At 40.9% G+C, this 21,112-nt stretch carries 17 protein-coding genes and 1 other RNA gene; 10 read left to right on the plus strand and 8 right to left on the minus strand.

Annotated features, from left to right (window positions below):
- The first annotated feature begins 491 nt into the window (after positions 1-491).
- The 7 genes from KME09_12065 (at position 492) to KME09_12095 (ending at position 8,948) form a co-directional block, all read left to right on the plus strand.
- Positions 492-1,679 carry a glycosyltransferase family 2 protein gene (locus KME09_12065; GenBank protein ID MBW4534661.1) on the plus strand — a complete coding sequence of 396 codons (1,188 nt, stop codon included), beginning with the start codon at positions 492-494 and terminating at the stop codon, positions 1,677-1,679.
- Positions 1,676-2,620 carry a glycosyltransferase gene (locus tag KME09_12070; GenBank protein ID MBW4534662.1) on the plus strand — a complete coding sequence of 315 codons (945 nt, stop codon included), beginning with the start codon at positions 1,676-1,678 and terminating at the stop codon, positions 2,618-2,620. The genes KME09_12065 and KME09_12070 overlap by 4 nt, the downstream gene beginning before the upstream one ends.
- A gap of 80 nt (positions 2,621-2,700) precedes the next feature.
- On the plus strand, positions 2,701-3,636 hold the full coding sequence (locus tag KME09_12075) for a sulfotransferase (protein ID MBW4534663.1): 936 nt from the start codon (positions 2,701-2,703) through the stop codon (positions 3,634-3,636).
- 114 nt (positions 3,637-3,750) lie between these two features.
- A complete protein-coding gene (locus KME09_12080) occupies positions 3,751-4,749 on the plus strand; it encodes a flippase-like domain-containing protein (GenBank protein ID MBW4534664.1) in 999 nt (332 codons plus the stop codon).
- A gap of 31 nt (positions 4,750-4,780) precedes the next feature.
- Positions 4,781-6,322 (plus strand): hypothetical protein, encoded by a 1,542-nt coding sequence (locus KME09_12085; GenBank protein ID MBW4534665.1) that lies wholly within the window; start codon positions 4,781-4,783, stop codon positions 6,320-6,322.
- A gap of 125 nt (positions 6,323-6,447) precedes the next feature.
- Positions 6,448-7,296, plus strand: a complete 849-nt coding sequence (locus tag KME09_12090) for an FkbM family methyltransferase (protein ID MBW4534666.1) — start codon at positions 6,448-6,450, stop codon at positions 7,294-7,296.
- Between the two features lie 125 nt (positions 7,297-7,421).
- On the plus strand, positions 7,422-8,948 hold the full coding sequence (locus tag KME09_12095; GenBank protein MBW4534667.1) for a hypothetical protein: 1,527 nt from the start codon (positions 7,422-7,424) through the stop codon (positions 8,946-8,948).
- Between the two features lie 152 nt (positions 8,949-9,100).
- Here KME09_12095 and KME09_12100 read toward each other — a convergent pair whose 3' ends face one another.
- Positions 9,101-10,084 carry an alpha-ketoacid dehydrogenase subunit beta gene (locus tag KME09_12100; protein MBW4534668.1) on the minus strand — a complete coding sequence of 328 codons (984 nt, stop codon included), beginning with the start codon at positions 10,082-10,084 and terminating at the stop codon, positions 9,101-9,103.
- A 122-nt stretch (positions 10,085-10,206) separates the two neighbouring features.
- Here KME09_12100 and KME09_12105 point away from each other — a divergent pair, with 122 nt between their 5' ends.
- A complete protein-coding gene (locus KME09_12105; GenBank protein ID MBW4534669.1) occupies positions 10,207-11,550 on the plus strand; it encodes a TldD/PmbA family protein in 1,344 nt (447 codons plus the stop codon).
- A gap of 35 nt (positions 11,551-11,585) precedes the next feature.
- Here the strand turns inward: KME09_12105 and modA are convergent, their stop codons facing one another.
- The 5 genes from modA to lysA all read right to left on the minus strand — a co-directional run bounded on the left by modA (position 11,586) and on the right by lysA (position 15,977).
- Positions 11,586-12,389 carry a molybdate ABC transporter substrate-binding protein gene (gene modA / locus KME09_12110; protein MBW4534670.1) on the minus strand — a complete coding sequence of 268 codons (804 nt, stop codon included), beginning with the start codon at positions 12,387-12,389 and terminating at the stop codon, positions 11,586-11,588.
- A 73-nt stretch (positions 12,390-12,462) separates the two neighbouring features.
- Positions 12,463-12,559: signal recognition particle sRNA small type (gene ffs / locus KME09_12115), an RNA gene on the minus strand.
- 42 nt (positions 12,560-12,601) lie between these two features.
- Positions 12,602-13,354, minus strand: coding sequence for a di-trans,poly-cis-decaprenylcistransferase (gene uppS / locus KME09_12120; GenBank protein ID MBW4534671.1), 753 nt, complete (start codon positions 13,352-13,354; stop codon positions 12,602-12,604).
- A gap of 100 nt (positions 13,355-13,454) precedes the next feature.
- Positions 13,455-14,372, minus strand: coding sequence for a diadenylate cyclase CdaA (gene cdaA, locus KME09_12125; GenBank protein MBW4534672.1), 918 nt, complete (start codon positions 14,370-14,372; stop codon positions 13,455-13,457).
- Between the two features lie 123 nt (positions 14,373-14,495).
- The gene (gene lysA, locus KME09_12130; protein MBW4534673.1) at positions 14,496-15,977 is read right to left on the minus strand and encodes a diaminopimelate decarboxylase; all 1,482 of its coding nucleotides are present in this window, start codon (positions 15,975-15,977) and stop codon (positions 14,496-14,498) included.
- Positions 15,978-16,180: 203 nt separating this feature from the next.
- On the opposite strand from lysA, the gene rimI reads away from it, so the two are divergent.
- Both rimI and KME09_12140 read left to right on the plus strand, forming a co-directional pair.
- The gene (rimI, locus tag KME09_12135; protein ID MBW4534674.1) at positions 16,181-16,741 is read left to right on the plus strand and encodes a ribosomal protein S18-alanine N-acetyltransferase; all 561 of its coding nucleotides are present in this window, start codon (positions 16,181-16,183) and stop codon (positions 16,739-16,741) included.
- A 101-nt stretch (positions 16,742-16,842) separates the two neighbouring features.
- Entirely contained in the window at positions 16,843-19,314 is a 2,472-nt protein-coding gene (locus tag KME09_12140; GenBank protein ID MBW4534675.1) for an ATP-dependent Clp protease ATP-binding subunit, read from the plus strand.
- Between the two features lie 274 nt (positions 19,315-19,588).
- Here KME09_12140 and psbC read toward each other — a convergent pair whose 3' ends face one another.
- Positions 19,589-20,971: a photosystem II reaction center protein CP43 gene (psbC, locus tag KME09_12145; protein ID MBW4534676.1), complete on the minus strand. Its 1,383-nt coding sequence runs from the start codon at positions 20,969-20,971 to the stop codon at positions 19,589-19,591.
- A partial coding sequence (locus KME09_12150; protein MBW4534677.1) for a photosystem II D2 protein (photosystem q(a) protein) occupies positions 20,955-21,112 on the minus strand: 158 nt, incomplete at its 5' end. The genes psbC and KME09_12150, both read right to left, overlap by 17 nt.

The following is a 21,112-nucleotide window of genomic DNA, read 5'->3' on the forward strand; positions in this document are numbered from 1 at the left end:
ACTTGTTTACCTGCCAACACTCTACTCTTAAACAGGTTTTCGTTCACCAGACTTTTACACAAATTAGTTACTTTATTTAAATAAGCTTAATTACTATTGAAGTATTTTCTTCTTGTCTATTTCCAACTTATTTTTATTGAAAACAATATCGTCCAAGCAAAATTCATGGTTGTTAAAAATCATGCTTACAGGCTGGTCAAAAAGTGAAGAAATCGATTACGCTGGCTGTTTTTATGTAGTTAAAAATAACCACGAAATTGTAAAAAAGATTGTAAGAAAGCCAAAGCTTATTGCTGTGAAGCTTACTGAATACAAAGTTGGGTCAATAGGTATTAGAGTTCATTGCTTCAACTAAGTTGCTAGTTATCTCATATTTTATTTTTTTCAGTTTAGCTATTAATTCAAGCGCATTGAACCAGAGAGTATCTGTAAGCAAATAACCGTAAAACCAGGTCTAAGACCTTTGAGTAATCATCAAGAGAGGATTAACTATGTTGGGCAACATCAGGGCTAGAGAAACACCAGTAAGTGGAAGTTTTGAGCGCACAGAACAGACAAGTGCGATGGAAGTATCAATCATCATGCCTTGCCTAAATGAAGCAGAGACTTTAGAAACTTGCATCCGCAAAGCTCAGTGGTTTATTGCTGAGAACGATCTGGCAGGAGAAGTAATTATTGCCGACAACGGTAGTAATGATGGTTCTCAAGAAATAGCTAGAAGACTAAACGCTAGAGTAATCGATGTTCCTGCCAAGGGGTACGGTAGTGCGCTCAAAGGTGGGATTGCTGCCGCGCGTGGGCAATATATCATCATGGGCGATGCGGATGATAGTTATGACTTTAGTAACCTCAATCCTTTCTTGGTCAAGTTACGCAATGGTTATGATTTGGTGATGGGGAATCGTTTCCGAGGTGGAATCGAATCTGGAGCAATGCCTTTCCTCCATCGCTATTTAGGTAATCCCGTACTGACAGGTATTGGTAAACTGCTATTCGGTAGCCCCTGTAATGATTTTCACTGTGGATTACGAGGCTTTCGCAAGGATGCGATCGCTAATTTGTCATTGCAGACTACTGGCATGGAATTTGCGAGTGAGATGGTGGTCAAAGCTACCCTACACAAAATGCAGATTACTGAAGTACCCACAACCTTATCTCCTGATGGTCGCAGTCGTCCTCCTCACCTCAATACGTGGCGTGATGGTTGGAGACACTTACGTTTCTTATTGATGTATAGTCCCCGTTGGCTATTTTTCTACCCTGGGATATTTTTGATTCTCGCTGGTTTTCTGGCAACTCTATCCCTCTTGCCCAGCCCTAAAGTACACAGTTTACTGTACTCCTCAACCGCAATGACAATTGGCTTTCAGATTGTGACGTTTGCTCTATTTACTAAAGTGTTTGGTATCAGCGAAGGCTTACTACCAGAAGATAGACGTTTAAACAAACTGTTTGACTATCTTAACTTAGAGACAGGCTTGATTGCGGGAACAGTTCTGTTAGCGATTGGCATGGCAGCCTCAGTTTATGCCTTTGGTATCTGGGGGCAACATGATTATGGCTCGCTCAATCCCACCGAGACTATGCCGATTGTGATTCCTGGTGTTACCTGTCTGGCATTGGGTATTCAAGCAATCTTTTCTAGCTTCTTCCTCAGTATTTTGGGTCTAAAACGATGAGTCAGCAACCTTGGTTATCGGTCATAATACCGACCTACAACGGTAGTAAGTATTTAACCGCAGCTTTAAACTCTGTGGTGGTGCAGCAAGACGAGCGGCTTGAATGTGTGGTAATTGATGATGGCTCGACCGATCATACTCTGGCCATCGTCGAAAGCTTTCAAGACCGATTGAGAATCAAGTTAATTACTAAAGCAAGAGCTGGTAACTGGGTTGTCAATACAAATCATGCTTTAATGGAGGCGACTGGGGAATATGCCTGTTTCTTACATCAGGATGATTTGTGGCTAGAAGGAAGATTAGAGCAGATCAAAAAAGCGATCGCAGCTTATCCCCAAGCTAGTTTATATCTCCACGACTCTATATTTATTGACGAACAGGGTAAGCCTCTGGGTTTATGGAGTTGTCCTTTGGCAAGCAGACGGAGAATTATCTCTGCCGATGACATGATCGAAAAGCTCTTGGTGCAGAACTTCGTAGCTATACCCTCACCTGTATTTAAACGCACTGCTGCCATCGAAATAGGGGGTTTAAATGATCGACTATGGTACACCGCCGATTGGGACTTTTGGCTCAAGTTAGCTGCTTTAGGAGATACCTGTTATATTCCCAAGCCTCTAGCAGCTTTTAGAGTACATGGTGATTCTCAGACAATTCGTCGTAGTTCCAGCGTCGCCGAATTTCGCCAACAGATGCGCTCAGTGGTGGATAAACACCTTTCCCTGAAATCTAGTCGAGAAGTTAGCAAGGTGGCTTTTTTTTCCACGGAGGTTAATACAACCCTAGCAGCAATGGTTCATGGCGAATCGACGAATTTATTGCAACTAGCTCTAGATTTTGTTTTGCTTGGGCCTACTGGTTGGTGGAGATATTGGCAAGATTCGCGAATTCAAGAGCGTATTTCTGCTCGTTTAAAAGCAAAAATACAAACACAGGGATAACAGGGATAAGTTTGAAGTTATTTTAGAAGTTATTAGTCATGAGCTATAAGCTTATGCCAAGGTATTAAGTCGTAATCTTTATGAAGCCTAATTTATTTATCGTCGGGCAACCAAAAACAGGAACAACCGCTTTGCATCAATTTTTGGGACAACATCCTGAAATATATATGTCGAGCATCAAAGAACCACATTTTTTTTGTGCTGATTTTCATTTAGAAAGCGATCGCGCCTATGGCAAACAGCGTTTTTATGACTTTAGAAGTGAGTCGGCTTATCTCCAGTTATTTAGCAAGGCAAAAAACATTAAAGTTGCTGGAGAATCTTCGACTAATTATCTTTATTCTCAAGTAGCAGCAGAAAAAATTTACAATTTCAATCCTGATGCCAAAATCATTATAGTATTACGAGAACCAGCTAAGTTTCTCTATTCTCTTCATAGCCACTACGTTAAGTTTACGGAAGAAAATGAGCCAGATTTTCTCACAGCCTTAGCGTTAGAAACAAAGCGCAAACAAGAAGAAGCTCTAAGTCCTAGAGTTACCAGCCCCAGCTATTTATATTACTCTCAACGGGTACAGTATTATCAGCAGGTCAAACGTTATTGCGATCGCTTTAAACCAGAGCAAATTAAAGTGATTATCTTTGAAGAATTTAAATCAGCAAACGAGCGTATTTTTCGCGAGATTTTAGAATTTTTGGGAGTCGAACCTAACTTTACTCCTGAATATTCAGCGATTAACGTCAATAAAGAAGTTAAGTTTAAAGCTATTAATAATTTAATTAATAATCCTCTGGCTAAAAGTATTTCTAAAAACTTACTTTCTCAAGAATTTAATGAGTTTGTGCGAGATAATGTGGTCGAAAAACTGCTCTGGCATCAAGCACCAAAAGCAAAAATACCAGAAGAAATCAAACTCCAGTTAATGCAACAGTATCAACCAGAAGTAGCTAAGATTTCCGAGTTACTCCAGCTAGATTTGCTGTCCAAGTGGGGGTATGATACTTTGTCTGACTGATTAAATAATAGGTAATGGGTAACGGGTAATGGGTAATGGGTTAAGAGCATAATCTTAGTTTTCTGGAGAAATTAATTTGATTCTTAATAATAAATATTTAACGTAAAAGAGGAAATGCTGAATAAAAAGAATATTATCTCTAGTGTTTTATCTCTGGCTTTAGGATTTTTCTTAGTCTGGCTAATTTTACGTTTTACTGAGGTTGACTTAGCAGAAATTGTGGCTACTTTTTATAGCTTAAATCCTCTACTGGCAGGATTAGCTATTAGTAGCTTAATTATTCATACATTTTTTACCGCCTACAAGTGGGCGCTGGTTACTCAAAAACTAACTCCTAATAATCAACAACCGTTAAAATTTTATTTATTTTATACAACGTTAGGTTCGTTAACCATGCAGTTTATGCCCCAATATGTAGGCATGGTTATGGTGCAGAATTTTGCTCTGCGGGCGCATAAAATAAGTTCTTTTTCGCGGGGTTTTTTATCAATCATTTACGATCAATTTTTTAATATGCTGATTCCTCTACTGCTGTTTCCTGCTTCAATACTTTATGTATTAGGGTATGTTTCTTCATCGGTAGCGGTTTTTATGTGGATTGCGACCATTATTGCCACCCATTTTATTATTAATAAATGGCATCGTCGTTTAATCTCTTGGTTAATTAAAACCTTAACTTGGCTCAAGCAGTTAAAGTCAGGTAAAAATCGCAACTCACAACTAGAAATAGGTAGTAGTAATGACTCGATCTTAGGCAAAGACTTTACTCTTTATTTATATTGGATTTCAGTTGTTCGCTATGGAGTGTGGACGATTCGCGGAATTTTCATTGCGATCGCTGGTGGTTTCAAAATTAAGCTGTGGGCAGTTGTCTTTGTCACGCCAATTGTCCAATTAGCCATGTTACTCAGCTTTACCCCCGCTAACTTAGGATTTATGGAGTTTAGCTGGATTGGCTTACTGGAATTGTCTAATGTCCCAGGTGAAGTCGCCGTGCAGTTTTCTCTCATGCAGCGCTTTCTCTACATAGTCGCGGTGGTCATTATTCTCGCGGTGTTTGCTGTAGTCTCGTTGATTGACCGATTCGCCTTATTCTCCTCCAAACAAAATTAATTACTAGATATTTAATAGTTATTGTTTATCAATGTTGAATCTTGCTACCAAAGAACGATCGAAACAGCGCCCACTGACAATAGAAACCGTTTTAGCTGTAAGTGCTGTTGTCTTGATCGTCGCGATATTTCTGAAGGCAGTTTTAGATGTCGATAACAACTACGATCCTGGCTGGTATCATCTCCCTTTTGCTGGCAGAATTTGGGGGATTCTACCCAAATCAATGTTTATCGGGGACGAGAAATGGTTTGAACCGCGCTTTGATGGCTTTCCTTTGCTCGCGCACTTTCTCCAAGGTTTTTTCTGGCGAATTACAGGGAGGATGCAATCAACTAACCTAGTCAGCTTCCTCTCAGTTATTGGTTATTTATTCTTTCTCAGGAAATTCTTTCAAGTTCCTCTTTACCTTTCGGCAATCGCTCTATTTTCGATTCCCTTAGTTCTCACCCATGCTAGTACCAGCTTTGTCGATTTACTCGGAAATATTGGCGTATCAATCCTAGTCATGATGAGCTATCGCTTTTATCAAAGCCAGGAGTTACCAACCAAGAGCGAACTGTTTATGGCTTTTTTGGGAGCAGCGATCGCTGTCAATACTAAAACACAGCTACAACCTTTGGTATTTGTCATCTTAATTGCCGCTGGGATTAGATTATGTTGGCTGTGGCGACATCAAGTAACCGTGCAAAAGCTAACTAAAATAGTGCCAGTTGCTTTATTAGCCAGCGTGATTATTTATGCCAGCCCGATTAAAAATACTGTTTTATACGGTAATCCTCTATATCCAATCAAAGTTCAAGTAGCGGGAATAGTACTCAATCACAAACTTAGTCCCGAAGCCTACGAAGAGGGTAATCGTCAGCTCAATTGGCTTAAATCAGTATTAGATATTAATACCCCTCTGACATGGACTCCCGATCAGTGGAGTGACGATCTGCTGCGTAATCGTCGGGGTGGTTTCTTTGGCGCATATGTAGTCTTTAATTTCCTGCTGTTGCTGGGATTTTTCCTGCGAGAATTAATCCAGAATAAATCTTTGCCCAAAAGCGATCGCTCTCAATCGGCTAAGTTTGCTGTCTTAACAGCGATCGCTATGTCTTTACCCCCTCTCAACTTTCCTCAATCCCACGAGTTGAGATACTTTATGTACTGGATGATTTCTCTGGTATCTCTCAATCTTTATCTCGTTGCTTTGCCTAAAAACCTTCGGCTATTGGGGAAATGGTTACAGCCTAAATATATGGGTTTGATCTACGCTATTTTTCTCACGATTGTTTTGGTCAAGACTCAAGGTTTCTATGTCAAACCATCCTTAATAACAGAGGAGCAGTACGTCAATTTTGGGGTTAAGCAACAATTTTTGAGTAAAATCCAACCTAACGATCGAGTTTGTTTGATCAGTAAACATATCGGCAAAAATGTCAAAAGAGAGCCGATTGTCGCTTTGAAATATGTGTTTGCCTACAGTTCTTATTTCCATCCTGAAAAAAACTATGATTACTCAATTCAAGCCGCTTTAAAACCCGAATCCTGTGGCGATCGCAAGATTATTCCGCTTTATTTCCAGAAATAGATAGAGATTGAGAAAATCATTAATAACCCTATATAATTAACATCAATTTTGCTTGAATGCGATCAAACGCTTCATTTGAGTTGATTTAGTTTAAAATATCTAAAGCAAGCTTATTGGTAATTATTGTGACTCAAATTTTTAACCTGCAATTAGAGAACAACGTCAAAAAAATAACTCAAGCAATTAGACAACAAAAAATTAACGAATACATCATTAAAAAGCAATTTGAAGATGTATCTTTTGATTTTGTCATTGGTGATTCAGAAGGACAACAATGGTATGATTCCTCGCCGAAAAATCAAGTAGAACTACTAAATCCAGAATTCAAGTTTATTCAGCAACTGATCAAACCAGGAGATATAGTATTTGAATGCGGAACTCATCATGGTTTAACCGCCATGCTGTTATCAAGGTGGGTAGGAACAGAAGGCAAAATTGTTACTTTTGAAATCAATAATCACAATGCTGCGATCGCGAAAAAAAATATTGAGCTAAACAATATTAATAATGTGATTCTCGAACAAAAAGGACTGGGAAGTCAAAAAAGCCAGCAAAAAATCTTTAATAAATCGAATTCATCTGTGACTCCATCCAAAATAGTTTCTTTGGGGTGGTTGAAAAACTTTATTTATGGAACTAATGAAGTAGAGATCATTGCTTTAGATGATTATGCTCAAACACAATCAACATTACCCACATTTATCAAAATAGATGTCGAAGGATATGAAAGTGAAGTGTTAAAAGGAGCAACAGAAATTCTCAAAACTCTTCCCAAACTAGAAATTGAAATTCATACAGAAATACTATCTCGATATAATACCTCCGTCAAAGAAATCTTTGAGCTTATAAATATTGAATCTTATCAAACTTGGGTGCAATGGGACGATGGAGAAGAACCTCAACCATTCGATTTACAACAAAAAATAGACCGTAGAGTTCATTTGTTTGCTGTACCCAAAGATGAAAGTAATTAAAAAGTAATAAATTAATTACATTGGGATAAAAACTGAAATGAAATAAGATTAACGTCACATCTTAACATTATTTTGCCATAATATTTAAAAATCCTGATGTAATAGTTAATTACACATAATTTTAAGTGCAGAAAAACCAAAAGCGAGTATTAGAAATAATTCTCAGTGCGATCGCTTTAACGATCGCTACATTAATATTTCTCAAGGCATTTATTGATATTGATACTAATTATGATGTGGGTTGGTATCATCTACCTTTTGCTGCCAGAATTTGGGGCATTGTACCAGTCGAATCTTTTAGTTCGGAAAATATAGTAGAGTATCGCTATGCTGGTTTTCCGTTATTAACGCATTTTTTTCAAGGTCTATTGTGGAAGTTATCAGGCAGAGTTCAGGCTGCTAATTTAGTTGGATACTTGAGTTTAATTATTTATTTTCTGACCCTAAGAAGCTTTTTCCAAGTTCCACTTTACCTCTCTACCATTGCCATTTTCGCGATTCCTGCGGTTCTAACTCACGCTAGCACTAGTTTTGTCGATCTCCCTGGCAACATCGGTGTCGCGGTACTGATGATGATGATCTACAGGTTTTTTAGCCAGTCTCAGTTACCCAGTAAGCCAGAACTGCTATTTGCCTTTTTGGGTGCAGCGATGGCGGCAAATACGAAACCACAGCTACAGCCTTTAATCTTTGTTCTTTTCTGGGTAGCAGGAATTAGGCTGGTATGGCTCTATTTTAAATACACTGCTTCAGCTCAACGTCGGTTATGGCAGACTGTACTGTTAACGGCGATCGCTTCTATACTTATTTTTGCCACACCGATTAAAAACGTGGCGCTATACGGCAATCCTTTTTACCCGATCGAGATTCAAGTGGCGGGTATTGTTCTCAATCACAAACTTACTCCTGATACTTATAGTGAAGGGAATCGTCCGCAAAAATGGCTGCAATCTATCTTAGAAATTAATACTCCTAAGTGGTCAACCGATCAATGGAATGGTGGTAACGAGAAATATATGGATCGAGGGGGGGGTTTCTTTGGTGCTTATGTAGTATTTAATCTGCTATTGTTGCTGGGTTTAACTATTAGAGAACAATTACTAAATAGAAAATCAACTGAGCAAAAATCCCGTAATGCGATCGCTGCTTTAGCCACTATTCTATTAGTATCTTTAATTCCTGCTAACTTCCCTCAGTCTCATGAATTGCGCTATTTCATGTTCTGGATGATTACCCTAGTATCCTTAAATTTGTCCCTAGTATCTGGGTTGCAAAATCAGGGTAAGAGCTGGTTGCAGGTTAAATATTTAGGGTTAGTTTATCTACTATTTATGGCGATCGTCTGGGTGAAAATCGATAATTATTACCTTAAACCAGATTTTAGAACCTTAGAACGTTATTTAAAAAACAACATCAAAGCAGAATTGGTAGAGCAAATGATTCCGAATCAGCGCACTTGTCTAATTGCCCGCCATGCGATCGTTAGACCTAATGCTGTTCCTTTTGCTTCCATTGCTAACGCTTTTTTCTATAGTTCATATTTCCACCCAGAAATAAAATATGACTACAGCGTCAAAGCAGCGATCGACCCCAAAGATTGTGGCAAGTTAACCATGATTCCTGCTAATGCAGCAGATTTTATCGATCCTTGAAACTGGTAACGAGTGACAAAGATTTATTTGGGGAGTTAGGGAGTTAGGGAGTTAGGGAGTTAGGGAGTTAGGGAGTTAGGGAAATAGGGAGATGAGGAGATAATTATTGCCCCAAGACCCCAAGACCCCAAATCCCCAAGACCCCAATTTCCCTAAATCTGGTCGTTCATCATTTTTTGTACCGCTTCCGCAATTTGCGCTGGCTGAACAATGGTTAAATTCTCTAATTTACCGTTATAGGGAGTAGGAATGTCTTGAGACGATAAACGCAAGACAGGCGCGTCTAATTCATCAAATAACTGTTCGCTAATCAACGCCACCAGTTCTGCACCAATGCCACCAGTTTTCATGCACTCTTCCACAATAATTACCTTGTGAGTCTTGCGCACGGACTTACTAATCGTTTCCATGTCAAAAGGCTTGAGGGAAATCAGATCGATGATTTCAGGATCGTAACCCTGCTTTTCGATCTCTTTAACCGCCTGAGTACAGTGATGGCGCATCCGTGAGTAGGTCAAAATGGTTACATCTTTGCCTTCTCTAACCATTTCTGCCTTATCTAAAGGGAGAACGTATTCATCATCGGGTAAATCATCTTTGAGATTGTAAAGCAGAACGTGTTCAAAAAACAGGACAGGATTCTCATCTCGAATTGCTGCCTTGAGCAAACCCTTAGCGTTATAAGCGGTAGAACAAGCAACAATCTTTAATCCAGGTACAGCATGAAAATAAGCTTCCAACCGTTGAGAGTGTTCTGCACCCAGTTGTCTGCCTACCCCACCAGGGCCACGAATTACCATGGGAATTTTGAAGTTACCACCAGAGGTATAGCGCAACATTCCTGCATTGTTAGCAATCTGGTTAAATGCCAAGAGCAAAAAACCCATATTCATCCCTTCAATTATAGGGCGCAAACCAGTCATAGCAGCCCCTACAGCCATCCCACAAAAGCTATTTTCCGCAATAGGAGTATCCAGCAGACGTAAATCGCCATATTTTTTGTGCAGATCCTTGGTGACTTTATATGAACCACCGTAATGTCCGACATCTTCACCTAAGACGAAGACAGTCTTATCCCTTGCCATTTCTTCGTCTGTCGCTTCTCTCAAAGCGTTAAACATTAAAGTTTCAGCCATAATAATTTATTTTTAGTCACCAGAAACTAATATTATCACTACCAGATTGCTACTATGTAATTTTATCTTAGGCTCGATCGCTCAAAGATCCTAACCTTTTACTCTTCAATTGTTAGTTAAATATGACTTTAGCCACTTCTAATACATTTCTTACACAAAAAGAAGCTCTTGCTTTAATTGATTTTGCGATTTCCCAATCTCAAGCCGATGGAGTATTTATCAGTCTTAGTGTCCGTGAAACCGCTCTTAGTCGTTTTTCGGAAAATCAGATTAGTCAAAATGTGCGTAAGCATACTTTTAGCCTTACCGTCACTAGCTATTTTGGTCAACGAAGCGCCTCTGCCTCTACTACAGAACTAGATCGTGAAGCGATCGCCCAAACTTTAAGACGTGCAGAAGATCTGGCGCGAATTGCCCCCGAAGATCCAGAATGGGTCGAATTATTACCGCCACAAACCTACAGCGATCGCACCCCAGCCTTTGACCAAGCTACTGCTAGCCTCTCTCCCCTCAAGCAAGGCGAAATTATTCAGCAGGTATGTGATTTAAGCAAGGATGCAGGAGTAAATGGATCGGGAACCCTAAGTTTTAAAGTAGCCCTTGATGCTATTGGCAATTCTGCTGGTTTACGCGGTTGCGATCGCACTACTGAAGCCGACTTTAGCTTTACCGCTCGGATTGACGATGGTTCTAGCTGGAATCGTTGCACCGCTTGGAGTATCGACCAGTTACCCATTATCGAATTAACAGAGCAAGTAATTCAAAGAGCGATCGCTTCGCGTAATCCGCAAATAGTTGAACCTGGAGACTATACTGTCATTTTTGAACCCGCTGCCTTTGCTAGTTTATTGCCTTGGGTTATTTGGAATTTAGATGCCCGTGCAGCCGATGAAGGACGCTCTTTTATGTCCCGCAGTGATGATTCTGGCAAGGCGGGTAACAAAGTTGGCGAACAATTATTTAACCCCATTGTCGAAGTACAGCGCAATCCTGCTCATCCTCTATTACAGAGTGACAGATTCTTTGGCAACGGCTTGAGTAATCAACCACTAGAGATTATTAAACATGGTATTCCCCAGACTCTTTCCTATAGTCGCTATTGGGCAAAAGAACAGAATCAAGAGCCAACAGGGGGAATGTATCCCATAGTTATGACAGGTGCAGCTAACAGTGTTGCTGATTTAATTGCCAGCACCGAACGAGGTATTTTAGTTAGTCGCGCTTGGTATGTTCGTTATGTTAATCCCCGCACTTTAGAAGTCACAGGTATGACCAGAGACGGGACTTTTCTAATTGAAAATGGCAAGATATCTCATCCCATTAAAAACCTGCGTTTTAACCAGTCTTTACCTGAAATGCTCAACAACGTAGTTGCCCTAAGTCAAGCCAAACGCTTAAGTGGTAGCGTCATTCCTGGCTGTAAAGTAAACAATTTTCACTTTAGTAGCATTACCGATAGTGTCTAATCTATTCTCTCTTCCTATTTCCTACTTCCTACTTCCTACTTCCTATCTAATGGCGTAAAACCATTACGTTGAAAAATAGCTTGAGCTTCCTTTGTCAAGAGAAATTGTAGGACTTGTTTAGCAGCTTGAATATTTTTGCTCTGTTTGATAATTGCCACGGGATAAACTATTGGAGAATAGGTATTCTCTGGGGCAATAGCGACTATTTTCACCTGCTTATTGTCTAAAGCTTCTGTACGGTACACTATCCCCGCTTCAGTATTACCTGTAGCAACATAGTTAAAAACCTGGCGAACATCTGTGCCATATATAGCCTTTGGCTTGACTTCATCAATTAGATCTAGGCTGGTTAAAATTTCTTGAGCATATTGTCCCGCAGGAACAGTAGTCGGTTCTCCCAAAGCAATCTGCTCTACTGACTCCTCGGCTAAATCAGCAAAGCTATCTATCGATTGATTATTTCTCGGCACGATCAAAACCATTTTATTCTGGGCTAAATCATGACGAGTTTGGCTCAGAAGTAATTTCTTGCTAGCTAGATGGTTCATCTGCTGTGGAGCAGCGGAAATAAACAGATCTACGGCTGCACCCTGTTCTATTTGATGTTGCAAAGAACCAGATGAACCAAAGTTAAAAACTATTTTTGCTTGAGGATGTTTTTGCTGGTAGAGAACTTTGATTTCTTCCAGTGCATTTTGCATACTGGTAGCAGCAGATATGATTATTTCTGCTTGGGGAGATTGGCGATCTGCTTCTGGAACGCAACTGCTAATTAAACCAAGGAATAGACAGTTAAAAATTAAAAACTTTTGAATTCCGCTATTTATGCCCACGGTAATTAATAAAAGCGCCAGGTTGTTAAAAGCTTAATTTAAATTAGACCTGGAAACGAGTTGATCTAACTAAATATCAGATGATTCGGATATCACGCCTGTGTTAAGCATCCCTTATTGCTGCTGTCTTCCGACCCTGACAAGGTTCGGGCGTTAATACTGCATGAGTCCGAATCACTTACTAGCATAGCATATTTACTGCGATCACTAACCAGTAATCATTTAACTTTACCAAAACGGCGATCGCGTTTTTGATAGGTAGCTAGAGCTTGATGAAACTCTTGACGATCAAAATCTGGCCAGAGGGTTGGAGTAACGTAGATTTCAGCATAGGCCATTTGCCAGAGCAAGAAATTGCTAATGCGCATCTCACCGCTAGTCCGAATCAACAAGTCAGGGTGAGGAATGCCTTGAGTGTATAAATGTTGTTCAAATAATTCTTCGTTGATTTGAGCAGGTTTTAAGTACCCATGTTCTACTTTCAAGGCGATCGCTTGACAAGCCTGAATAATTTCATGTCTACCACCGTAGTTAGTCGCTACAGTAAACTGAATGCCCTGATTATTTTTGGTATCTTCCATCGAGCGATCGATTTCTTCGCGCAGGGAAGCGGGTAAATCTAGTAAATTGCCGACAAAGCGAATTCGGACATTTTCGGCCTTCATTTCCTGCAATTCTCGTCGCAATACCCGTTCAAATAGGGTCATGAGAAACTGGACTTCACCGTGAGGTCTACCCCAATTCTCCGTCGAAAAGGCGTAGGCAGTTAGAGCAGGAATACCCCAATCTTTACAACAGCGTAATAAATCTTTAAGCGCATCTACACCCTTCTGATGACCAATGATTCGGGGTTTGCCCTGGTTTTTAGCCCAACGACCATTCCCATCCATAATCACCGCTACGTGCTGTGGGAGACGGTCTTTACTCAAATCCATAGGTAACTGCTGCAAAATGACTGACTCTACGCTCATTGTTTGACACTGAACATTTAACATCGACCACTAAGCATTAAATCTTTTAAATTAATCGGCGAATTAATCGACTTAAAATTTACGCTCAATTAATAAATGATTAATGCTTTTTGCGAGAATTAGAGGGCCAGAAACGCAAAACGCGCTCTAGCAAAACCTTTCCTTGAAATCCAATTTTGCGACTAAGACGCACGGCATCTCCTTCAGCTATTGGGGCAAATCTTTCTCGTAATAGCTCTTTTAGTTTACTACTGGTTAGGGGTCTATTTAACGTTCCTCTTTCCGCTAGAGAAATTGAGCCTGTTTCTTCCGAGACGACGATACATAGACATTTCTCTACTCGTTCCGTAATTCCCATTGCTGCACGATGACGAGTTCCTAACTGGCGGGAGGCGGTACGCTCTGAAAGAGGCAAAATTGCTGCTGCTGCCAAAATTCTTGAGCCACTGATGACTACTGCGCCATCGTGTAGCAAGGTAGTAGTCTGAAAAATAGTTTGTAGCAGTTCCTTAGAAACCTCTGCATTTAAAATAACCCCCACAGAAACATAATCTTCGTCTTCTAAAGATCCAGTGGTTTCCATTAAGATCAGCGCCCCTGTACGGTTTTGCGATAGTTCTTTTACCGCCTCAACAATGCGATCGATCACGCTATCAGGCTGAGTTTTTGGTCGACCAGATCCTTGAAATAGTTTTAAGACTTCACCTCGCCCAATTTGCTCCAGTAGACGGCGAAATTGGGACTGAAAAATGACTGCCATAGCAACAGCCGAACCTAGCACTAATTTTTCCAGTAAAAACTTAAGTAACTGTAGCTTTAATTGTCCACTGACTACAGTTGCCAACATTAAGACAATAAAACCCCTGACCATCCATAGGCTACGACGTTCTCCTTCGCCAATAATTAACAGCAGGGCATAACTTAGGATTAAGACTAAGCCCAAATCGATGATGTTAATTAAATCTGGCAACTGAGGAAAAATCTGGTTTAAGTCAGGAACCAAACCCGACAATGACATTATTTTAGTTGCTCGGCTATGAGTGATTAAGGTATTGAGACAAACCTGGATCAAGATACTGAATGACAATAAGGAATCTGGTCAACCAGCCACTATGATAGTAGGCTGGCTTTTATACTAAATTTATTGACGTTTTACCAGTCTCTCGGGCAGGCGATCGCGTTCGATTAGATTATGATAGGTTTCACGCTCAATGATTAAATTGGCTTCTCCTTCACAAACTACCACTGCTGCTGGTCTACCGATACGATTATAGTTTGACGCCATGCTGTAATTGTACGCCCCCGTATCCAGGACTACTAATATATCTCCTGGTTCGGTTTTTGGTAAGGTCGCTTGCTTAATTACCACATCTCCAGATTCGCAATGTTTTCCTGCTACTGTAACTTCTTCGGTTAGAGGCTCAGACATACGGTTAGCAATTACAGCGCGATATACAGACTGGTAGGTAATTGGACGAGGATTATCCGACATTCCCCCATCTACCGCCACATAAGTATGAAAATTGGGAATTTCTTTGCGACTGCCAACGGTGTATGCTGTGACACAAGCTGAACCAATTAAAGATCTGCCAGGTTCTGCAATTAGTCTAGGCAAGGGTAAATCCGCTTCACTACAGGCTTTTTCTACTGCTTGACTGACTGCCTTGACCCATTCTGAAATACTTGGAGGATCGTCTGATTCTGTATAACAAATACCCAAGCCACCACCAACGTTAAGAGTTGTTACAGGCAAGCCATAACCCTGAGCTTTTTTCAGCCACTCTACTAATACCCCTGCTAAATCTTGGTGTGGTTGACGTTCAAAAATTTGTGAACCGATATGGGCATGTAGACCAATGCAGCTAATACTTGTCTGTTGAGCGAGATAGGTAAATACTTCTTCTAGTTGATTAGGATCGAAGCCGAACTTACTATCTAAATGTCCTGTGCGAATATATTCGTGAGTATGACACTCAATTCCTGGAGTCAGACGCACCATAATAGGAACTGGTTGCGAACTTTCTTGATGAGCATTCCCTTGCCCTAAAGGACTAACTTCGTGTCGCGCCTTTCGGCGACGCGGGGTCTCATCGCTTTTATCCGCAGCTATTTGCGTTAAAGTTTTTAACTCTAACCAGTTATCAACCATAATCGTACAGCCTGCTTCTACCGCAAATTCCAGTTCAGCAGCCGACTTATTATTGCCGTGAAAATAAATTTTGTCTTTACTTACTCCAGCTTCGAGGGTAGTGTATAGCTCTCCCCCTGACACGACATCAAAACCTAAACCTTCACTGTCAATAATACGACATACCGCCATACAGCTCCAGGCTTTAGAGGCGTAAATAACCAAAGATTCTCCGCCATAGTAGGTAGCAAAACTATCGCGATACTGGCTGCAAGCCGTTCTGAGGGTAAACTCATCTAAAACATATAGAGGAGAACCATACTGTTCAACCAACTGTTGCAGTTCACAATCGCCAATTTCTAGCTGATTGTGGCGATTGACTTTAGCAGTCAGAGGCATCAACTCTTGATTGGGTGAAGGAGGAATTTCGAGACTAGTGATTTGAGGAATGTAACGATGTCCCGTATTTGGTAAACTGCGATCGGTCGAAAGCATAGTGATATGTTGGTTAATTGATGAGTGAAATTATAAATAATTACTTATTTTAATAGTCTACAGTTGTCTAGTGCCTTTAAAGTAGATTAGCTTCTACCAAACTTGGTTATTTTTAGCTCTCTGTTTCCAAAAATTCCGATTAATTAGCTAGGTTTAGGCTAATTAGTACTTAGCTATTATTTAATTAGTTAATTGACTATTCTGTGAAAAAAATTGCTATAAAATTACTGACCCCTGCTGAAGTTCCAGCAATAGTAGCTTTAGACCAGATTTGTTTAGGAGGCTTGTGGACTAGGGAAGGATATTTAAGAGAAATTGACAGCGATCGCAGTACCTTGATCATTTTGCAGCTACTACATGAAAAAGCGCAGACGCAGATGATTGGCATGGCTTGTTTGTGGTCAATTGTCGAAGAGGCGCATATCACCCTGTTGGCTATTCATCCTGAGCATCGTCACCAAGGATTAGGGCAATTACTGTTAATTATTTTATTAAAAGATGCGATCGCTCGTCAGCTAGAATGGGCAACTTTAGAAGTGAATGAATACAATTTAGCTGCGCTCAATCTCTATCAAAAGTATGGTTTTCAAATTGCGGGGAAAAGAAAAAATTATTATCAACCAACAGGCGATGATGCTCTGGTTCTTTGGCTCAAAGGCATTCAGCAAGATACTTTTAAGTCCAATCTCATTCAATGGCAACAGCATTTAAGCGATCGTCTAAGTAAAAATTCTTACTACTTAAAGCAGACTAAATTCTGTTAAATTCCCTACCGTATTTCCCCTCCATTTTAGTAGAGTCAGGAAACCAAAAGGCTGTGCTAAAATCACCAATAATAAGGGCATAGCAGGTGGATGGAAAAGACATGTTTGAACGCTTCACAGAAAAGGCAATAAAAGTGATTATGTTAGCCCAGGAGGAAGCACGCCGTCTGGGTCATAATTTCGTAGGGACTGAACAGATTCTCTTGGGTTTAATCGGAGAGGGTACGGGAGTCGCCGCTAAGGTTCTCAAATCAATGGGAGTAAATCTAAAAGATGCTCGGATTGAAGTTGAAAAAATCATCGGGCGTGGTTCTGGTTTTGTAGCAGTAGAAATTCCCTTTACCCCAAGAGCGAAAAGGGTTCTGGAATTATCTCTAGAAGAAGCTCGTCAATTAGGTCATAACTATATTGGTACTGAACATCTTCTTTTAGGATTAATTAGAGAAGGGGAAGGAGTTGCTGCAAGAGTCCTCGAAAACCTGGGCGTAGACTTGTCCAAAGTCCGCACCCAAGTAATTAGAATGTTAGGGGAAACTGCTGAAGTGGCTGCTGGTTCAGGCGGTACTCAAGGTAGAAATAAAACTCCTACTCTGGATGAATTTGGCTCAAATCTAACTCAGATGGCAGGGGAAGGAAAACTCGACCCTGTGGTGGGTAGACAAAAAGAAATTGAGCGAGTCATTCAAATTCTGGGTCGTCGTACCAAGAATAACCCTGTTCTCATTGGTGAACCTGGGGTTGGTAAAACGGCGATCGCTGAAGGTTTGGCACAACGCATTGCCAATCGCGATATTCCTGATATTTTGGAAGACAAGCGAGTCGTTACTTTAGATATCGGTCTATTGGTAGCTGGGACAAAATACCGTGGTGAATTTGAGGAACGTCTCAAGAAAATCATGGATGAAATTCGCCAAGCTGGCAATGTAATTCTGGTAATCGACGAGGTACATACTCTGATTGGTGCTGGTGCTGCCGAAGGGGCGATCGATGCTGCCAATATTCTTAAGCCAGCTTTGGCTAGGGGTGAATTGCAGTGTATCGGTGCTACCACTTTAGATGAGTACCGCAAACACATCGAGCGAGATGCAGCCTTAGAACGCCGTTTCCAACCTGTTCAGGTAGGTGAACCATCAGTAGATGAAACGATTGAAATTCTCTACGGTTTGCGTGAGCGTTACGAACAACACCATAAGCTAAAAATATTAGACGAAGCCTTAGAAGCAGCAGCCAAGCTGTCAGATCGTTATATTAGCGATCGCTTTTTACCCGATAAGGCGATCGATTTAATCGATGAAGCTGGTTCTCGCGTCCGTTTGATTAATTCTCAACTTCCTCCCGCAGCTAAAGAGCTAGACAGGGAATTAAGGGAAATCCTCAAACAAAAAGACGAGGCTGTCAGATCTCAAGATTTCGACCAGGCTGGAGAATTGCGCGATCGCGAAATGGAAATCAAAGAGCAGATCCGCACCATTGCTTCCAATAAGAAAAATGAAGCTGACGACGGCGAAGATAATGCCAACGTTGATGCCGAGGAAATCGCCCACATCGTGGCATCTTGGACTGGAGTGCCAGTTAACAAGATTACTGAATCTGAGTCGGAAAAACTAATGCATATGGAGGACACCCTTCATCAGCGCATTATTGGACAGGAAGACGCGGTTAAAGCCACTTCTCGCGCGATCAGACGAGCTAGAGTTGGTCTCAAAAATCCTAACCGTCCCATTGCTAGTTTCATCTTTTCTGGCCCGACTGGGGTAGGTAAAACTGAGCTAACCAAAGCCTTAGCAGCTTACTTCTTTGGTTCAGAAGATGCGATGATCCGCTTGGATATGTCCGAATACATGGAACGCCATACAGTCTCAAAACTGATTGGTTCTCCTCCAGGATATGTCGGCTACAACGAAGGTGGCCAGTTAACTGAAGCAGTACGTCGTCGTCCTTATACAGTAGTATTATTCGATGAAATTGAGAAAGCTCACCCCGACATCTTCAATATGCTGTTGCAGATCTTAGAAGATGGTCGCTTAACTGATGCCAAAGGTAGAACAGTAGACTTTAAAAATACTCTGCTGATCTTGACTTCTAACATCGGTTCTAAAGTGATTGAAAAAGGTGGTGGCGGTCTTGGTTTTGAGTTTGCTGATGACCAAGCAGAAGCAAAATACAACCGTATCCGCTCTTTAGTTAACGAAGAGTTAAAAAGCTACTTCCGTCCAGAGTTCCTTAACCGTCTTGATGAAATTATCGTCTTCCGTCAGCTAAACAAAGACGAAGTCAAAGAAATCAGCGAAATCTTGCTCAAAGAAGTGTTCCAACGCTTAACTGAGAAAGAAATTACCCTGGAAGTTAGCGATAAGTTTAAAGAACGTCTAGTAGATGAAGGATTTAATCCCGCCTACGGTGCGCGTCCTCTACGTCGAGCAATTATGCGTCTTTTAGAGGATGTTCTCGCCGAAGAGATTCTATCTGGTCGTCTGCGAGAGGGAGATACCGCTACGGTTGATATCGACGAAGAAAATAAAGTGGCGATTGTGCCTCAAAAAGAGAAAGTAGAATTACTACCTTCTTCATAGTCAATCAATCATAATTAAATTATTTAATTAGGTAGAGATCTTACAAGCTCTACTTTTTTTTGCCTAATTCCCGTCTATTTTGCCACTCAACAATATATAGCCATACGTAAAAATGTTAGGACATTTTTGAAATATTACTTCCTATTTCCTATTTCCTACCTCCTAATGTCCTAATCTAACTTTGTACGGCTATAAATAAGCCCCCACCAGATGGCAGAGGCTTATTTACTTATTTGCTTATACGCTGGATGAACTAATTAACTGTATAAAGTTATTAGTCCAAATCAGGCATAAATAGTGATGGTTCAGTTTCGCGTTCAATACCTTTTTCAAATCCACCAGCGGCAGCTCTAGCACGTCCAGCGTGCCATAAATGACCGATTAGGAAGAAGAAAGCCATAATGAACTGGAATGAAGCCAACCATTGGCGAATGTTGACGAAGTTAAAAGAGTTGGACTCAGTGATAATACCACCAACAGAGTTGATTGAAGCATTAGGAGCATGAGTCATATACTCAGCAGCACGACGTAGTTGCCAAGGCTGAATATCATTTCTAACTTTGTCGAGGTCAATACCGTTAGGGCCACGCATTGGCTCTAACCAAGGGCCACGGAAATCCCAAAAACGCATGGTTTCTCCACCCAAAATGATCTCACCAGTAGGAGAGCGCATCAAGTATTTACCAAGACCAGTAGGGCCTTGAGAAGAACCAATATTCGCACCCATTTGTTGGTCACGAGCTAAGAAAGTAAAGGCTTGTGCTTGAGAAGCTTCGGCATTAGTCGGGCCAAAAAACTCACTGGGGTAAGCAGTATTGTTAAACCAGATAAAGCAAGAAGCGATGAAGGACATCAAAGACACAGCACCGATACTGTAGGAAAGGTAAGCTTCACCATTCCAAATCAACGCGCGACGCGCCCAACCGAAAGGCTTGGTTAAGATGTGGAAAATACCGCCAGAAATACAGATCAAACCGACCCAAATATGACCACCGATAATGTCTTCCATATTATCTACCCCAATAATCCAACCTTCGCCACCAAAAGGCGCAGCAGTTAGATAGCCAAAGATTGTGGCAGGATTAAGCGTAGGGTTAGTGATTAAACGAACATCACCACCACCTGGAGCCCAGGTATCGTATACACCACCATAGAACATGGCTTTAAATACTAGCAGAAATGCACCTAAACCAAGAAGGATAAGATGATAACCAATAATATTAGTCATTTGGTTTTTGTCTTTCCAGTCTTGACTAAAGAAACTGGAATATTCTTCGAGTTTCTCTGGGCCACGAAGTGCGTGGTAGATACCACCTAAACCCAGGACAGCGGATGAAATTAGGTGTAAAACACCAACTACAAAGTAGGGATAAGTATTAATTACTTCACCGCCAGGCCCTACACCCCAGCCTAAAGTTGCTAGGTGAGGAATTAAGATCATGCCCTGTTCGTACATGGGCTTTTCGGGGACATAGTGGGCGACTTCAAAAATAGTCATTGCACCAGTCCAGAATACGATCAGTCCAGCGTGAGCAACGTGTGCGCCCAATAGCTTACCTGAAAGATTGATTAAACGAGCGTTACCAGCCCACCAGGCAAATCCTGTAGACTCAATATCGCGACCTGCGCCTGTGCCAGGATTAGAGAGCGTTACCACGTGGTAGAACCTCCTCTGGGAATTCAAAGTTTTCTTGTGGTTGGTCTTGTGTTGCCATCCATGCTCTTAGACCTTCATTGAGCAAGATGTTTTTGGTATAAAAAGTTTCAAATTCAGGATCTTCTGCTGCTCTCAACTCTT

It is taken from the genome of Pleurocapsa minor HA4230-MV1, assembly GCA_019359095.1.
Taxonomy (GTDB): Bacteria; Cyanobacteriota; Cyanobacteriia; order Cyanobacteriales; family Xenococcaceae; genus Waterburya; species Waterburya minor.

Bases quoted from the DNA above. Each gene is read 5' to 3' on its own strand.
- KME09_12105 (MBW4534669.1), top strand. From the start codon at position 10,207: ATGACTTTAGCCACTTCTAATACATTTCTTACACAAAAAGAAGCTCTT.
- KME09_12075 (MBW4534663.1), top strand. From the start codon at position 2,701: ATGAAGCCTAATTTATTTATCGTCGGGCAACCAAAAACAGGAACAACC.
- KME09_12140 (MBW4534675.1), top strand. From the start codon at position 16,843: ATGTTTGAACGCTTCACAGAAAAGGCAATAAAAGTGATTATGTTAGCC.
- KME09_12080 (MBW4534664.1), top strand. From the start codon at position 3,751: ATGCTGAATAAAAAGAATATTATCTCTAGTGTTTTATCTCTGGCTTTA.
- KME09_12070 (MBW4534662.1), top strand. From the start codon at position 1,676: ATGAGTCAGCAACCTTGGTTATCGGTCATAATACCGACCTACAACGGT.
- KME09_12065 (MBW4534661.1), top strand. From the start codon at position 492: ATGTTGGGCAACATCAGGGCTAGAGAAACACCAGTAAGTGGAAGTTTT.
- lysA (MBW4534673.1), bottom strand. From the start codon at position 15,977: ATGCTTTCGACCGATCGCAGTTTACCAAATACGGGACATCGTTACATT.
- KME09_12085 (MBW4534665.1), top strand. From the start codon at position 4,781: ATGTTGAATCTTGCTACCAAAGAACGATCGAAACAGCGCCCACTGACA.
- cdaA (MBW4534672.1), bottom strand. From the start codon at position 14,372: ATGTCATTGTCGGGTTTGGTTCCTGACTTAAACCAGATTTTTCCTCAG.
- KME09_12100 (MBW4534668.1), bottom strand. From the start codon at position 10,084: ATGGCTGAAACTTTAATGTTTAACGCTTTGAGAGAAGCGACAGACGAA.
- uppS (MBW4534671.1), bottom strand. From the start codon at position 13,354: ATGAGCGTAGAGTCAGTCATTTTGCAGCAGTTACCTATGGATTTGAGT.